Genomic DNA, 16,236 nt, shown 5'->3' with positions numbered 1-16,236 from the left:
GGGGTACAGATCCGCTTTCAAACGGATCGCGCCCAGAGCAGGATTGACGCAAGACTGACCGCCACTTAACACGAAGTGGCGGTCTTGTCATATCTGGTGGGTGTGCCACGAGGCGGTGCGTCGTGAGGCGGGGTGAACCGAAGGAGGTGCAAGACCTCCTCGCCAGACTGTGGCAGCAGCCTGGCGAGGAGCTGAGCGCAGTCTGACCCGGGAGACGTCGGGAAGGGCGGGGAGCAGCACTGATAAAGCCGGGACTGCTCGAAACTACCAGACGAGCCGGGTCCGGCGAGCGAGATCAGAGGGTGTACGAGAGGAATCAGTGATAAGGCTCCGTAAGCGCGGCACAGGCTCAGATCTGGGTCTCGGCGTGTGCGAGGAGGGGCTTCTCGTGCTTCATGTCCGTGAGCCGCCCGGGGGGCGTCCCGGTCAAGGGAGCCCGGGTGAGCTGTTCCACGATGACGACGGCGGCGTTCAGACAGTCGGCGAGCTGGTGGAGCTCCGTGACGACGTCGGCCATTACCGCCGCCCGGTCGACGGCCAGGGTGCGCGGTGGTGTGTTCTTCAGGTCGAGGTAGTCGACGACGGCGACGGTGGGGGTGCTGCTGTCGCCGCTGAAGGAGAGCAGACGGATGCCGTCTTGGTTGCGGAAGGTGAAGTCCCGGGTCCGTTCCTTCTCGGTGGCCGCCGCAGCCCTGCCCCTGGCCCACGTCACCGAGATCGCCGCCCGCACCCGCGCCGCACACACCGGCCGCACCGTCGGCATGGCCGAAGTCGCGGCCGTCCGCGACATGGTCACCGCGTTCTCCGCCATGGACGAACGCCACGGCGGCGCCCACGGCCGCACCGCCCTGGTCCAGTACCTCCGCGACGACATCGCCACCCTGTGCCGCGCCCGGCACCGCACCGAAGAAGTCCGTGCCCAGATGCTGTCCGCCGCCGGCCGTGCCGGCCTCGACCTCACCCGGGTCCAGTGGACCGTCTCCTCCCACAGCGGAGGCGGAGGCCACTGCATCCGGATCGGCGCCCTCGACGGACACATCCTCATCGGCGACACCAAGAACCCCGACCGCACCCCGCACATCTTCACCCCCACCGAGCTGCGGGCCTTCCTCCTCGGCGTACGGGACGGCGAGTTCGACCACCTCGTCCAGCCCAGCTGACCCACCGCGCCCGGAGCCGAGCACCAGACCCATAGCCAACGTCCTCGCCGCGCCCCCCGGCGGAACTCCCGCGACCGTGTCTGGGCGAGGCCTGCGCGCGGGCGTTCAGCTCCGCACACGACTGTGGTCCACTCACCCCGGGTGAGTGGACCACAGACATCTACAGCCGCCCTTGGCACGGCGCAGGCACCATCCGGACCACCGTGATCTTCACGACGTTCTCCGCGACGTAGAAGCGGATGAAAACCCCCGCGACGGTCGCCTCACGGCGGTCACGCTCGCCTCCGACCGCCCTGGAACCGTGCCCGTACGGGTCACGGCCCAGCGTCGACGCCATCGCCGTACGAAAGCCCCGCTCCCCGGCGTACTGCTTGAGCGTCGCCTCGGCCACCGGGGCATACGCGATCTCGTACCGGCTCACGCGGCACCCCGGTTCTCCGCCTCAAGCCGGGCGAACTCGTCCTCGTCCTCCGGACCGGACGCAAGGTCGAGAACCCAGTGCCGCACCACGTCGGCGACGGTCTCCACCGTCGCCCGCCCCAGCTCCTCCTCGAACCGCCGCCGCTGCTCCTCGGGCAGCGCGGCCCGGATGCCGTCCACCGTGGCCGGGACCTCCACCCGCTCCTCGTGCCGGACGGTCCATCTCATCGAACTGTGCTCAGGCATACCGGAAGGTCCTCCCATCTCCGCCGACACGGCCACCACCGTGCGCATGACCTGGCCAAGCGTAGGCCCAAGCGCCCACCCGAAGACGCTGAAAGAGGGGGCGCGCAGCAGCTCAGGGGCCTTCACCGGAGCCATGCGCGCCGCCCGGAAGAGGGACCTCGCCCTTCACACCGGCAGGCTCATCCGGTGCGCAAGCCCGGCGAGGACGCGACGTTCGGAGGCGGCACGGGCGCCGGTGACGAGGTGGGCGGTGTCCTGGGCGATGGGATCGACATGGATCTATTGGGGCGCCGACGCTTCCGTGTCCAGCAGGTGTCGCACGGCGTGTTCCCGGTGCCGGGGGAGCTGGGCGTACGCGCGGGCGAGGTCGGTGTGGAACACGGAACGCCGCCGGGCGGTGGCGATCTGCCGCGGCTCCGCCCTGGTGCCGGCCTCAAGTACGTGACACTGTGCGGTTTCTCAACTACGTGCTGTGGAGTGCGGTGGTGGCTGTGCGGAGAGGCTTGGGCCGAGTGATTGCGGGCCGGCTCCGGAGGAACGGGTTTCCGGGGCTGGTGACGAGCTGGGCTGAGGTGGTGGGAGGGGCGGTGATCCGGTGGCCGGTGGTGTGGAATCGGCACTGAGGCGGGCCCGGCTGGCGCGGAACATGACGCTGGACGAGGCGGCTGACGCGCTGAACGCGATTACGGGCGGGGCGACGGACGCGAGTCTGATGAGTGCGTGGGAGTCCGGCAGGCGCCGTACAGGGTTACGGAACCGGGCCGGCTTGTGCGAGTTGTACGGGGCGCGGCCGGAGGTGCTGTTCGCGCATCAGGACGGCACGGTGGCCGGTGCGCTGGAGACGTCCGGTCCGGCGGCGGTGGTCAGGGTGCTGACCCGCTGGTCGGATCTGGTCGAGGCGATGATCTCGGTGGTGTCGGGGGCGCGGGAGCAGCTGGTGGTGACCGGGTCGCGTTCCCGGGAGCGGGCGTATCTGGCGGCGATCGAGAACATGGTGGCCCAGCGGCCGGACGTGGTGCATTACCGGGTACTGTACGGGCCGCCGCGCCACCGGGTACTCGCCGATCACCTGGTGCGGTTGCTGGAGCTGCGGGACCCGTCTGCGCGCCGTAACGGCGTGAAGACACTGCACATCGGGCTCGTGGAGCCGGCCGAGGTACTGGAGCGGTTCTTCGTCGCCTCCGAATCGGCCGCGGTGGTGCCGCTGCCGAGCCTGCACGGGCAGGACGCCTTCGACTGCGGGGTCCTGCTCAGCCGTGAAGGGGCGGTGGGGCTGGTCCACCATGGGCGGGAGGCGTGCGCGTCCGCGCGGCCGGTGGAGACGATCGAGGCCGTCCGCGCACTGCCGGTACGGCACACCTGAGATGTCGTGGGGAGAACCGATGAGCGAGGATCTTCAGCCGACTGTCCGCACCCGGATGGCGTCGGTGGTCGAGCTGGCGAGCGAGCTGATCCGGCGTCCGAGCCGGGGAGGGATCGACCCGTACGGGCCGGTGCTGGGCGTGCTGGAGGGCTGGCTGTCCGTCCGCGGCCTGCCGCACCGCCGTCTGCACGACAGTGCCGGGGAACTGGTCGGGCTCCTGGTGGAGATCCGCGGCGGGCTGCCCGGCCCGTGGTGGACGCTGGACGCCTGCGTGGACACCGCCCCCTACGGGGACGAGGCCGCGTGGTCGTTCCCCCCGGACTGCGGGGACGTGGTGGACGGATGGCTGCGTGGCCGTGGTGCGGCCGATTCCAAGCTCGCCGCGTCGGTGTTCTGCCACATCGCCGCCGACCTCGCCCCCCGAGCCGCGTCTCTGCGCGGCGGGCTCGCGGTGCTGCTGGACGTGGACGAGCACACCGGAGGGTTCGGCGGCGCCCGCGCCTACCTCGCGGACCCGGCCGCGGTCCGTCCGGCGGGGGTGATGATCGGCTACCCCGGTATGGACGAGGTCGTGGTCGGCGGACGGGGACTGTGGCGGGCCGCCCTCACCGTTCACGCCCCGTCCGGCCATTCCGGGTCCAGCAGAAACGTCGTCGGCGCCGTCTCCCGGGCCGCGCACCTCGTCCGCCTCCTCGACGCCGCCGAACTCCCCGGCGTCGACTGCTCGTCGGGTTTTCCGCTGCCGCCGAAGCTGTCGGTCACCGCCTTCCACGGCGGCGAGGGCTTCTCCGCCGTTCCCGACCGGTGCGATCTCCACATCGACGTCCGCACCACCCCCCATTTCGGGGCGCACGACGCCGAGGCGCTGGTCCGCAAGGCCGTCGCCGAACTGGACACCGGCCTGCCCGGTCCGCGGCCCACCGAGGTCACCCCGGTCGCGGCCTGGCCCCCGTTCCGCCTCGCCGAGGACGAGCAGCCCGCCGCCGCCCTCCTGGCCGCCGCCACCGAGGCGGGTCTCACGGTGAGAGCGAAGACCGCGGGACCGTCGAACATCGGCAACCTCCTCGCAGGGGAGGGCATCCCCGCGACTGCCGGGTTCGGCGTGCCGTATGAGGGCCTGCACGGCATCGACGAACGGGCCCATCTGGCCGGACTCCCCACGGTGTACGGCGTCTACCACCAGGCTGTCCTCGACCTCCTGGACGGCTGACGTCCCATACGCGTCCCAGATTCTCCCCAGACCGGCTCCCAGGAACAGCTCAGCCGTGTCTCTGGCGACCGGGCCGCGGCCGCGGTGACATGGAGACAGCACCACCGCACGCATCCACCGACCACAAAGGGGAGGCCGGTCATGGCCGAGCAGTTCACCCGTACCCGCCCGCCCGGTGCCGCGGACACGCAGTCCGCGGCACCGGGAACCGACAGTTCCACTCCGCTCCTCGCGCTGCCTGAGTCCTTCCCCATCGAGGGATCGACCCTCGGGCGTCTGCCGAACGACGACGCGGACAAGTCAGGCGCCATGTACTTCACGTGAGCCCGATGAGCAGGTGAAACCTCCACGGGGGCCGGCTGGTGTCGCCGGCCCCCGTGGTCCGTCACGGCAGACACGAGGGAGCGGTTCGTGAGCGAGGAGTGGATCAGCGGCGGCCCGGCATTCCGCAGCCCCGGTAAAGTGGTGGACCCGCTGCGAGGCATCACGGTCGGTTCCGGCTGCCGGGTGCACGTGCTGGCCGGCGAGGAAGCACAGATCGTTCTCGCGGGCGACGTCCGCACCCCCGGAGACAGGACGCGGGCGCTGCTGGACGCCGCCCGGCGAGGACGCTGGGCGGCACTGACCGCACTGGACGGCTCATACTGGGTCGTCGCACAGAACCCCCGGGCGCGGTTCGTGTGCGGAGACGTGTCCGGGCTCCGCAGCGTCTTCCACACCACGGACAGTGATGGGGGCACTCTGTGGTCCACCAGTGCCCGCCGACTCGCCACCGGCACCGGGGCGCAGCCCGACCTGACGTTGCTGGCCGCACGGCTCACCGCCGGGGCCGAGCACTGGCCCCACCGCACCGCCTACCGCAACATCCGAGCGGTCCCCGGCGGCTTCGGGCTCCTGCTGGCCGCAGACGGCTCACAGCGGCTGATCGACGTGAGCGGCATCCACCCGCACCTCACCCTCACCGACGGCGCTCCCGCATTCGCTGCCGCCCTGGAGCGCGCCGTGCACAGCCGCGTGAAAGCGGCCGGGATTGTGGGGGCCGATGTGTCCGGGGGCCTGGACTCCTCCACGCTGGCCATCCTCGCCGCCGAAGCGGGCACCCTCCGCGCTGTCACCTACACCGACCCCCACACCAGTGCCGAAGACCTGCGTCACGCGCGCCGGGTCAGCGACCACATCCAAACCCCCCTCCACGTGAGCGAGGGTGGGCCGGGCGAGCTGCCGTTCGCCTGGCCGTCCGGACAGCCGGTGACCGAACAGCCTGCCGCCGCGAGCCTGGACGCCGCTCAGCACGCCCTCTACCTGCGGCCTGCGGCCGGGCTGCCGCTCCACCTCACCGGGCACGGTGGGGACGTCGTCCTCGACGGCTCCAGCGCCGTGTGGACCGCCATGGTCCAGGACGGCCGGCGCCGCGCGGCGCGCCGGGAGGTGACCGGCTGGGCCCGGAGCCGCAACCGGTCCCCGCGCGAGCTGTGGTCCGTGATCACCCAGGCCGCCGCCACCGGATACCCCGGGGCACTCCTGGAGGCCGCCGAACGCCTCGAAACCGGTATCACCGACCCCCGAAGGCCGGGTGTGTGGACCTGGTGCCACCTGGGACACGCCGCCCGCTGGCTCACACCTGACGCCCGCCACCAGGTCGCCGCCCTGCTGCGCGAAGCCGCCCGTACCGCGGACACCGCCGCACGCGCGGACCTTGCCGAGCAGCAGTCCTCGCTCCGGCTGATCGCCGCCGACGCCCGCGACACCGTCCCGCTGGAGGCGTCCTGGAATGTGCGCCTGGTCCACCCCTACCTCGACAGCCAGGTCGTCCGCTCCGCGTTCGCCATCATCCCGGCCGAACGGCACGGCACCACCGTCTTCAAACCTCTGCTGGGCGCGGCGCTGCCCCGGCTCCCGGGCTGGCTGACCCGGCGGACGACCAAAGGCAGCTTCACCCGTCAGCTCCTCACCGGACTCCTACACCATCAGCACCAAGTGGCCCGCCTCATCGCCACGGGGCCGCTCGTCACCGCAGGTCTCCTCGACCCCCGGCCCGCCCTCCAGACCCTGGCCCGGACCGGAACCCGTGGCGAGGCCCTGTACGACCTCCACCGCCTCACGATGACCAGCCAGTGGCTCACCGCCCACACCAACGACCGCCGGACGGAGGAAGCGTGCTGACCCCGCCCGCGCACGTCCACTGGGCCGCATGCGGCCCCACCACCACAGTGGTCCTCAACCTGCACGGCGACTGGACCATCCTCGACGGCGACGGCCACCGCATCTGGCAGACGCTCACCACCCGCGGCGACCTGAACGCACTCGTCCACAACATCGCCTCCCGCACCGGAACCACCCCGGACCACGCCCACGCCGCGGTCAACACCTACCTGAACCACCTGTGCACCCTCTGCCTCCTCACCCCCAACCCCCGCTCCCGGCCACGCTGGTGGAGGCGACACCGATGACCCGGATGACCACAGCTCCCCCCGCTTCCACAAAGGGCCTCCCGCGACCTGCTGCTGCCCTCGCCCTGTGCATCGCGCTCACCGTCCGTGCCCTGCCCACCCGCCACCGGATGCGGGCCCGGATCACCCTCGCCCGCGCCACCCGGTTCCTCCCGCCCTCGCCCGGTGACCGGGTCGTCCGCGCCTATGCGGCGGTGACGGCCCGCCAGCCCTCCTGGTGGCCTGGACAGATCGACTGCAAGGAACGCGCCCTGGCCACCGTCCTGGCGACCGCCCTCACCGGCCGCAGCTGCCACCTGGTGCTCGGCGCCCGCACCCTCCCGGCCGCCTTCCACGCCTGGGCCGTAGCAGCCGACGGCACACCGGCCGGCGCCGACGAAGCCGGAGGCACCGACCACCCGTGGACCCCCGTCCACACCACCCGCTGAACCCACACCACCGACCACCCCCACTACACGGTGGAGACAAACGCCGTGAACGATCCTGCGCCATTCACCCGAACGCGCGAACCTTCCACGCGCCATCCAATCCCGGCACCGCCCTGACCAGCCCACCCACCCACCAGCCCGGGAAAGCCGGTTGAGACACACCACCACCACCCCTGCCAATGGGGACCGTGACCCTCACCCCGACCACCGATTCCACCAACACGACCGCCCCGGAAATCCCTGCTCCCGCTCCCGGCCCACCACCCGCGTACCGCTTCCAGACCGACGCCCACACCGATCAGACCACCACCGTCACCACCCGCGCCATCGCCGCCCAACTACCCGCCACCCTCCACCGCGCCTGGCTCCTGAGCTGGCACGCCGACCGCCCCGCAGTCCTCACCCTCACCGCCTGCACCCTCGCCTACGCCCTCCTCACCGCCACCGCCCTCCACAGCACCAACACGCTCCTCACCGCCCTCCTCGCTCCCGGCACCCCCTCCGCCCGTCTCACCGAAGCGCTCCCCGCCCTCGTTCTCCTCACCGCCACCGCCGGCACCGCCTACCTCGCCGACGCCGCCGCCCGCCTCACCGCCGCCCGCCTCGCCCCCCAGGTCCACCGCGAAGCAGACCTCGCCGTCATCACCACCGCCACCCAAGCCGAACTCGGCGCCTACCACGACCCCGCCTTCGAGGACACCCGCTTCGCCGCCACCACCGGCGCCGAGAAGACCCCCGAACTCATCACCCAGACCCAGCACCTCACCCTCACCTGCGCCCAGTTCACCGCCGCCACTGTCATCACCGCCACCCTCAACCCCCTCCTCCTGCCCCTGCTCCTCCTCGCCGCCGCACCCCGCATCTGGGGAGCCGTCCGCGCCGCCCGCATCGACCACATCGCCGCCCACCGCACCCTCGCCGACACCCGCCTGCGCCGCTCCCTCGCCCAGTACGCCACCGACAGCGCCACCGCCGCAGAAATCCGCGCGGGCACCATGGCCGGCTTTCTCACCCGCCAGTACCGCACCGTCTCCCGCCGTCTGGAGACCGAACAGCACCATGCCGCCCGCCGAGCGACGCTCACCCAGGGCACCGGCGACCTTCTGGCCACCCTCGCGATGGCCGCGCTCTGGGGCGGCACCGCCTACCTCGTCCTCACCGGACGGATGACCGTCGCCACCGCCGCGACCACCGCCCTCGTCGTCCGCACCGCCAACGCCGCCCTCACCGCAAGCGTCCGCGCCGCAGCCAACCTGTTCACCACCAGCCTCTACATCACCGACTGGACCACCTTCCTCGACCAGGCCGACACCTGGACCATCCGCCGCGGCACCACCCCCGTCCCCGCCGGCGGGCCCCAGCGGATCACCGCCCGCAGCCTCACCTACACCTACCCCGGCGCCACCACCCCCGCCGTCGACAGCGTCGACCTCGACATCCGGCGCGGCGAAGTCATCGCCCTCGTCGGCGAGAACGGCTCCGGCAAAACCACCCTCGCCAAGCTTCTCGCCGGCCTCTACCTCCCCACCCACGGCACCCTCACCTGGGACGACATCCCCCTCACCGACCTTGACCCCCACCATGTGTGGCAGACCACCAGCGTCGTCCCCCAGGACTACACCCGCTGGCAATTCGCCGCCCGCGAGAACATCACCCTCGGCCAGCCCCGCCCCACCGGCGACCAGGCCGTCCACGAAGCAGCCCGCCAAGCCGGAGCCGACACCGTCATCGACAAACTCCCCCACGGCCTCGACACCAGCCTCGCCCGCTCCTTCTGGGGCGGCCACGACCTCTCCGGAGGCCAGTGGCAACGCCTCGCCCTCGCCCGCGGCTTCCACCGCGACGCACCCCTCATCGTCCTCGACGAACCCACCTCCGCCCTTGACGCCCGCGCCGAACACCAGATCCTCACCCGCCTGCGCGACCTCGCGGCCGGCCGCACCGCCCTCTTCATCACCCACCGCCTCGCCAGCACCCGAACCGCCGACCGCATCCTCGTCCTCGACCACGGACGCCTCATCCAGTCCGGTACCTACACACAACTCCTCAACGAAGACGGCGGGCTCTACCAAGAGCTTCACCGACTTCAGGAAGGCCGCGAGAACTGACATCACGCTCATGTAGGTTCCGCGTTCTGATGGACAGCAGAGCCGTGAAATGGGCAATGGATGGGCAATTTCACGGTTCCGTGGTCACTGACTCCTCTGAGTGACTACGGTCCTGTGCATGGCAATCACGGGTTCAACCCCTCCCGGCCGGAAGCATGTCTTGGCTATGACGTCGATCAGGTACGACGACGCGTCGGTGCGCGAGGTACCCGTCCGCGACCTGCGGTTGGCGGATTTCACCTGGTCGATGCCGTGGCGGAGCTTTCGTTCCGTCCAGGGTCAAACGCATTACTCGGGGCGCTATGCATCGGCTACGACAGCGGGGCCTGTGGTCTATGAGAGTCGGTTGGAGCTCGCCCGGCTCCTTCTGGCCGATATGGATCCTGCGGTACGCGGTATCTACGCTCAGCCGTGCCGTCTGACTGCTCGCGTCGGCGGGCGGGTGCGTCAGCACGTGCCGGACTTCTTGCTGGCGATGGCCTCGGGGACGGTGCGGGTAGTCAACGTCAAACCAGCGGACCGGCTCGCCGATCCGAAGATCGTGGAGGCCCTGGCCTGGCCTGGAGAGTTGATCGAGCGGCATGGCTGGGAGTACGAAGTGTGGTCCGGAGTGGATCGCACGGTGCTGGAGAATGTCCGTTTCCTGGCGGCTTATCGCCGTCCGGACGTGGTCCCAGCAGCGGTCATTGAGCGAGCTTGGCGGAGCGTCCAGGACGGGGACCGGCTGGCCGAAGCTGAGCGGCGGTTAGCGGCCGGACGGCCTGACCATGAGGCACGGCCGCCGGTTCTGGCTCTGTTGTGGTCGGGGCGGCTGACCACCGACCTGTCCCGTCCGCTGAGTGGTGACTGGGTTCTGAGGAGGTCGGCGTGAATGTCTGGACCACGCCGCTTCGGACGGGGCTTCCGTTGCTCTATGACGGTCAGCAGTTCACGATCGCGGAGATCGAGGGCCGCCGTATCCTCCTGCAGCATTTCTCGGCCGACGGCCGTCCCAGCTGGCGGCAGGTCGACCTGTCGGCGTTGATGGCCCACCCATCCACCGAGTTCCTGGTGGAAGCTCCGCCTGCACAGCCGGCGATCGGGACATCGCTGAGCGAGCTCAGTGGTGCGGAGGACGATGCACTCACCACCCGGTTCCGGCATGTCCAGGAGGTGCGTTTCAGCTATCAGCTGGGCTCCTCGGAACTGGCGCTGGAGGGTGAACCGCGGCCTGATTACGCGCCGGAAGTGCCTTTGATGCACCGGTACAGGGCGAAGGCCGCGGAACTCGGCGTCAGCGTGACGACGGTACGGCGGTGGGTGGCTCTGGTCGAGGAGTCGGGACCAGCCGGTCTGGTGAGCAAGCGCGAGCCAACCAGCGTGCTGGATCGCGCTGATCCGCGCTGGCTGGATATGGCCCGTTCAGTGATCGGAAGTCTGGAGAGGTCCAGTCGCCCTGTCCGCGGCCTGGTGCTGATGGAGATCGAAGAACGCGTGGTCAAGAAGTACGGCCGCGACGTGGTGAGCATTCCGAAGCAGACCACGGGATACGCGCTGCTCAAGGAACTCAGCCGGGGGACGAACGCGTTCGAGGGCAGCACGAAGGGAAAGCGGTCCATCGCGAACCGCCCGCAGGGCGTCTTCGGCCGGCTGCGGGCAACGCGGCCGGGCGAGTACATCGTGCTGGACACCAACAGCCTGGACGTCTTCGCGATGGAGCCGGTGACCTGCCGGTGGGTACAGTGCGAGCTCACCGTCGCCATGGACCTCTACAGCAAGGTGATCACGGGGCTTCGGCTGACACCGGTGTCGACGAAGTCGACCGATGTGGCCGGCGTCCTGTTCGAGACGATCCGTCCCCGGGAAGTGCCGTCCGGCGGAACGGGTGAGCCGCTTCCGTACTGCGGGGTTCCCTCCACGGTGGTGTTCGACGCGGAGAAGCTGGTGGACGCGCACGGCCAGCCGCTGCTGCCCGCGGTCGCGGCGGAGACGATCGTCTACGACCACGGCAAAATCTACGTCTCGAACCACATCGCGAGCGTCAGCGCGAAGCTCGGCCTCTCTTTGCAGCCGGCTCGCCCTCATACGCCGACCGACAAGCCGGTGGAGCGGTGGTTCAAGACGTTGAACCAGGGGCTGCTGGCCGCTCTGCCCGGCTACAAGGGACCGGATGTCCACAGCCGGGGAGAGAAGGTGGAGGAGGAGGCGTATTTCTTCCTCGACGAGCTGGAAATGATCATCCGTGAGTGGATCACCCTGATCTACCACAGGCGGCACCACCGGGGGTTGACGGTTCCGGAGGTCCCGGGGCTGAAGCTGAGCCCGCTGGAGATGTTCGAGCACGGGGTGACACGAGCGGGTCCGTTGCGGATTCCGTCCAGGCCGGGTCTCGCCTTCGAGTTCCTGGAAGAGGAGTGGTGCCCCGTCCACCACTACGGGGTGGAGGTGAACGGGCTCCGCTACAACGGCGCCGGGCTCGACGACTACCGCAATCGGATCAGCCCTCACCGGGGCGAACAGGCCGGCAAGTGGCCGGTCGCCGTCGATCGTGCCGATATCAGGAAGATCTACTTCCAGGATCCGCAGCAGCCTCACCTGTGGCACACCCTCGACTGGGAGCATGCCCCAGCCCTCAACGGGCCGGCCAGTCTGGAGGCGCTGAAGTACGCCCGCCGGATCGCCGCCAGGACACATCGATTCCCGGACACCAAACGGGCCCTGATCGAGTTGCTGGACCGCTGGGGCGCCGGGCTGACCGAGGACAGAACCGAACGGCGCATGGCGGTCCGCTTGTCGCAGGACCGGCTGCGGCTGGTCGGCGAGGAGCCCGCGGAAGGCGGCGAGGTCTCCGAGCTTCCTTCCGTGCGCCGCCTGGCCGCTCTGAGTGCACCGGACGAAACTGCTGGCGGGAAGGCCGCGCCAGACCTGCACGTGGTGGCGGCCGAAACCGCGGACCTGGGCGGAGACGACGACGAGGACGAAGAGTGCGAGGCCGTCTCGCCGGACGAGGAGGGCGCCTTCCTCATCGACGAGGATGACTATTACGCCGATGTCTGGGAGACCCGTTGAACACGGCGGAGGGCCCCGCGCCGTTCGAGGGCGATGACCGGCAGTACTCACCCACCCGCTTGGACGGCTGGCTTCAGGAGGTCAACGGCCCGGACCGGCAGCGGCCCGAGCACTACACCCGCGCTCAGCTGGCCCAGATGTCACCGGGGCCGCTCCTGGTCCACAACGACCGGCGGGAGGTATGGCACGCCAACCTCGGCCCGATCGATACTCCCCAGTTGCTGGCCCTGCATGAGGATCTGGCGGAGGTCGTGGAGTCGAACCGGCAGGACGGGGACAAGACCAAGCCCGCCGCCCTGGTGGACGCATACCCCGGACTCGGCAAGAGCACAGCAGTGCGGGCCTACGGCCGCGCCCTGTTCCGCAAGCAGATCGCTCTGCGCGGGGAATCCGCGCCCAGAGGGGATCGCCGCGTTCCGGTGATCTACATCGCGCTCACCGGGAACACCCAGATCCGCGGGCTGAACGCGGCGATCTGCCGCTTCTACGGACTGCCGACCTCGGGAAACGCCGACACTCTCGCCGAACGGGCGGTGGACGCGGTGCTGAGCATGAAGACCATCGCGATCATCATCGACGATGTGCACTTCCTGGCCGGCTCGCACAGCAACCAGACCCGCATGGCCAACCAGCTGAAGTACCTGGCCAACGTCTTCCCCGTCACGCTGATCTATGTCGGGGTGGGCGTCCAGAGTCGCGGGCTGCTGCGCGAAGGATTCACTGACCACCAGGCTCTGCTCGCTCAATTCGGGCGACGCACCACCCCGCTGACGCTGCTGCCCTTCCAGGTCGAGGACGAGAGTGGACGACAGCAGTGGCGCACGCTGTTGAAGACGATCGAGAAGAACCTTGTCCTGGCGGACAAACACCCAGGCATGCTCGCCGACGACCTGTCCGACTACCTCTACGCCCGCTCCACCGGACATTTTGCCTCCCTTATGGCGCTGATCAACCGTGGCTGCCTGCGTGCGATCCGCTCTGGTCATGAACGTCTTGACATCGATCTGATGAATCAGGTGAAGAACGATGCTGCCGCGGAGGGGGCTCGCACGGAACTCGAAGCCTCCATCAAATCCGGCTTACTCACCACTCACCCGGCGTCCTCGTCGCAGCGCCGCAGGAAGTCGGCATGACGCAATGGACCAACGAGCGGATCCCGATCTGGCTTGCCCCCGTTGAGGGTGAAGCCCTTGACAGCTGGTTGGAGGCATACGCACGCAGACTCAGGGTGACCACGTTTACGTTCTTGCACTTCGTTGGACTTGAGCGCTCCCGCCTTTCTCAGATGGTTCTGCGTCTCAACGATCGGCAGCGACACCGGCTGCACCAGGTCACCGGTGTCAGTCAACAGGCCCTGACAGAGATGACGCTGGAGCCGTTTGATGGCATCACCGTCAATTTCCACCCCTACAAGCACGGCATGGGCCGGCCGTCGACCTGGCGGGCCTACGGAAGCCACAGCCGCTTCTGCCCACGCTGTCTCAGTGACAACGCGGGCCGGTGGCCCCTGGCCTGGCGGCAGCCGTGGGTATTCGCATGTACGTCGCACCGATGTCTGCTGCTGGAGCGGTGTCCAGGCTGCGAGCAACCGGTCCGCGCGCACGGAACCCGTCTCGGCGGTCCGACCCAGCCGACACTCTGCACCAGGGGGCACCACAAGACCGAGGGGCGGCGACGCCTCCGCATCGCCTGCGGATACCCACTCGGCGAGGCGACTGCTCCCGGGCTGCCAGCGCACGGTCTCGTGATGGCCTCTCAGCAGCACGTCACCGGTCTGCTCGACGAAGCCCGCCTCCACCCCAACCGCATCCGGCCCAAACTGCTGGACCTCTACGCCTTGGGATGGCGATCTCTCGCCGCCATCGCGGCCGACCCGGGATCCACACCACCGATCGTGAACCAGGTAATCGAGGAGACTGGCGGGCAGCTTCCCTCTCAGACCAGCACGCAGGACGCTACCGACGCCCACAGCATTGCCACCGCGACCGCCATCGCCCGGCTTGCGCTCCCCGGCTCCGACGTGCGACAACAACCGGAGGTCCTCGCTTGGATCATGCGCTCGGACCACCGCCTCTTCCCGAACGCCAGTCCAAACCAGCGAGCCTTCAACTGGCAGCGGACGAGCCCTCGACTAGCCGGTCTGGCTCTCTCTCATAGCGATGCTGACCTCACCCTTCTGCCCCGCCTCCGTTACGGCACCGCATCTCCCCAGCCCTTCTGGAAGAAGCTGGCAGACGAGGATGTCCACAGACGGGCCGCTTCAGTCCCTTCCAAGCTCTGGCCCTCGTGGACAATGCGCCTACTCAGTCCCAATCTCGCCAACTACAGATCGGTCGACCGGTTTCGAAAAGCTGTCAGCACTCTGATCATGTTTCCCGGGAGTCAAATGGACTACGGCCCCGCCGCATCCCTGCTCGGTCAGCAGCTCTCCCGAAACGAACGGATCGCCGCGATTCGCTCGTTCGACTGTTACTCCCCATCTTCCCTCACTTCCCTTGCCGCAGCTATTACCCAGATCGCCTGGGCCCTGGACGAGAACGGTGCACCTATTGATTACGCTCGCCGACGCAAAGTATTCCACTCCGATTCCATCTGCATGGACGAGCCTGCTTTGCTGCACGCCTGCCGCCAAGCAGGCTGGAATGACCCCTCTCCGGCCGTAACCGAACGACTCCGGTGGATATTGCTGTCCCTGCTGGGAGTCGAACCGGAAATTGAATCAGGAAAGCTCTCCTCCTTTCATCATTTTCGGCAGCATCTGCCCACTCAGGTCAGAGAATTTCTTTACCTCCAAGCCGAATCTGCCCTGGAGCAACACGGCATCGACGAGCCGTTGCGGTGGGAGCCACCCGCTCGCTGGGCAGAAAACCCGGGCTGGCCCGGCTTCGACGAGGCAGCGGTGAACCTGGCCCAGGCATCCGAACTCGCCTCCCACTCTCCGGTCGAACAGCAACTAGCGAAGGAGCTGGGGCTCACCACGACGCACTTGCGGCTCTACTTCGAAAGTCGCGACCTTTCCATCCCCACTCCACCTCCAACCCCTCGCCGACCACGGAAACGACGCGCTTCTCCAAGTCCTCGACGCAAAGCAATTCCTCGTATTGGTCCACTCGCTCCTGCTCAGCTTCGCCAGCTCTATCAAGCCCAAGGAAGGACACTTGGGCAGATTGCGGTGATGGCAGGATGCAGCGTCACCACCGTGAGCCTCGCTATCAATGAGGCCGGAATTCCTAAACGGTCACGCAGACCGGCCCGCTTCCTCGAAAGGACCGTCTCCCGCGAATGGCTGGAGGTCGAGTACCACCACAAGGGCAGGAGCTCGCCCGATATTGCCCGCGAGCTGGGCGTCCGTAAAGGCTCCGTCATGAAGCTGGTCAAGAAATGGGAGATCCCGAAGCACTCCGCAGGTCAGTACAACAGCTCCTTCGCGCAGCTTCATGTCGCCATTTCGCCCGCCATGCAATCAGTGAGCCGGACAAAGAACTGCATTCAGCGTCTGCAGCACATCACCACGCTATCCGAGCACGCCACCCTCCAGTCCGCCGCCCGCACGCTGGGAGTCAGATGGAATGTTCTCAACTATCAGCTGAAGCAGATCGAGCGGACGGCTGGCTTCACCATCATCGACAGGCGATCCCGACCACTCACCGTCACCAGGGCGGGCCGCAGCTTCCTCGACGAAGCCGCACGACTCCTCGCTCTCCTGGAGGGTCATGCAACGTGACCGCGAAACCAGCGCAGGAGCGAGGAAATGCTCATCTCTAGCCGACACAAGCAGTGCTCATCACTCGCGGATTCCAACG

At 68.7% G+C, this 16,236-nt stretch carries 15 protein-coding genes; 12 read left to right on the top strand and 3 right to left on the bottom strand.

Annotation, left to right across the window (positions count from 1 at the left end):
- Positions 1–349: 349 nt before the first annotated feature.
- Positions 350–712, bottom strand: coding sequence for a hypothetical protein (locus CRV15_RS30100; RefSeq protein WP_003963077.1), 363 nt, complete (start codon positions 710–712; stop codon positions 350–352).
- Here CRV15_RS30100 and CRV15_RS30095 point away from each other — a divergent pair.
- The gene (locus CRV15_RS30095; protein ID WP_230864324.1) at positions 678–1,160 is read left to right on the top strand and encodes a DUF397 domain-containing protein; all 483 of its coding nucleotides are present in this window, start codon (positions 678–680) and stop codon (positions 1,158–1,160) included. The genes CRV15_RS30100 and CRV15_RS30095 overlap by 35 nt on opposite strands.
- A 160-nt stretch (positions 1,161–1,320) precedes the next feature.
- Here the strand turns inward: CRV15_RS30095 and CRV15_RS30090 are convergent, their stop codons facing one another.
- On the bottom strand, positions 1,321–1,581 hold the full coding sequence (locus tag CRV15_RS30090) for a hypothetical protein (RefSeq protein ID WP_003957374.1): 261 nt from the start codon (positions 1,579–1,581) through the stop codon (positions 1,321–1,323).
- Complete coding sequence (locus tag CRV15_RS37085) at positions 1,578–1,826, bottom strand: hypothetical protein (RefSeq protein WP_230864325.1); 249 nt, start codon at positions 1,824–1,826, stop codon at positions 1,578–1,580. The genes CRV15_RS30090 and CRV15_RS37085 overlap by 4 nt, the downstream gene beginning before the upstream one ends.
- Before the next feature lie 766 nt (positions 1,827–2,592).
- On the opposite strand from CRV15_RS37085, the gene CRV15_RS30075 reads away from it, so the two are divergent.
- The 11 genes from CRV15_RS30075 to CRV15_RS30025 all read left to right on the top strand — a co-directional run bounded on the left by CRV15_RS30075 (position 2,593) and on the right by CRV15_RS30025 (position 16,157).
- Positions 2,593–3,189 (top strand): XRE family transcriptional regulator, encoded by a 597-nt coding sequence (locus CRV15_RS30075; protein WP_230864326.1) that lies wholly within the window; start codon positions 2,593–2,595, stop codon positions 3,187–3,189.
- 19 nt (positions 3,190–3,208) lie between these two features.
- Positions 3,209–4,399: a M20 family metallopeptidase gene (locus CRV15_RS30070; RefSeq protein WP_003957379.1), complete on the top strand. Its 1,191-nt coding sequence runs from the start codon at positions 3,209–3,211 to the stop codon at positions 4,397–4,399.
- Positions 4,400–4,540: 141 nt separating this feature from the next.
- Positions 4,541–4,723, top strand: a complete 183-nt coding sequence (locus CRV15_RS30065; RefSeq protein ID WP_009999089.1) for a hypothetical protein — start codon at positions 4,541–4,543, stop codon at positions 4,721–4,723.
- Between the two features lie 87 nt (positions 4,724–4,810).
- Positions 4,811–6,562, top strand: coding sequence for an asparagine synthase-related protein (locus tag CRV15_RS30060; RefSeq protein ID WP_003957381.1), 1,752 nt, complete (start codon positions 4,811–4,813; stop codon positions 6,560–6,562).
- Positions 6,556–6,849, top strand: coding sequence for a PqqD family peptide modification chaperone (locus tag CRV15_RS30055; RefSeq protein ID WP_003963075.1), 294 nt, complete (start codon positions 6,556–6,558; stop codon positions 6,847–6,849). Before CRV15_RS30060 ends, CRV15_RS30055 begins: the two co-directional genes overlap by 7 nt.
- A gap of 5 nt (positions 6,850–6,854) precedes the next feature.
- Positions 6,855–7,277 carry a lasso peptide biosynthesis B2 protein gene (locus CRV15_RS30050; protein WP_106428665.1) on the top strand — a complete coding sequence of 141 codons (423 nt, stop codon included), beginning with the start codon at positions 6,855–6,857 and terminating at the stop codon, positions 7,275–7,277.
- A 179-nt stretch (positions 7,278–7,456) separates the two neighbouring features.
- Positions 7,457–9,385 (top strand): ABC transporter ATP-binding protein, encoded by a 1,929-nt coding sequence (locus CRV15_RS37535; protein WP_003957385.1) that lies wholly within the window; start codon positions 7,457–7,459, stop codon positions 9,383–9,385.
- A gap of 166 nt (positions 9,386–9,551) precedes the next feature.
- Positions 9,552–10,256 (top strand): TnsA-like heteromeric transposase endonuclease subunit, encoded by a 705-nt coding sequence (locus CRV15_RS30040; protein WP_009999087.1) that lies wholly within the window; start codon positions 9,552–9,554, stop codon positions 10,254–10,256.
- Positions 10,253–12,433: a hypothetical protein gene (locus CRV15_RS30035; protein ID WP_003957388.1), complete on the top strand. Its 2,181-nt coding sequence runs from the start codon at positions 10,253–10,255 to the stop codon at positions 12,431–12,433. The genes CRV15_RS30040 and CRV15_RS30035 overlap by 4 nt, the downstream gene beginning before the upstream one ends.
- Positions 12,430–13,566 (top strand): AAA family ATPase, encoded by a 1,137-nt coding sequence (locus CRV15_RS30030; RefSeq protein WP_003957389.1) that lies wholly within the window; start codon positions 12,430–12,432, stop codon positions 13,564–13,566. The genes CRV15_RS30035 and CRV15_RS30030 overlap by 4 nt, the downstream gene beginning before the upstream one ends.
- Positions 13,563–16,157, top strand: a complete 2,595-nt coding sequence (locus CRV15_RS30025) for a TniQ family protein (RefSeq protein WP_003957390.1) — start codon at positions 13,563–13,565, stop codon at positions 16,155–16,157. The genes CRV15_RS30030 and CRV15_RS30025 overlap by 4 nt, the downstream gene beginning before the upstream one ends.
- The last annotated feature ends 79 nt before the right edge of the window (positions 16,158–16,236 follow it).

This window comes from Streptomyces clavuligerus, from assembly GCF_005519465.1.
Classification (GTDB): Bacteria; Actinomycetota; Actinomycetes; order Streptomycetales; family Streptomycetaceae; genus Streptomyces; species Streptomyces clavuligerus.
Note: the sequence above shows the minus strand (reverse complement) of the source record. Positions and strands in the feature narration are given on the sequence as shown.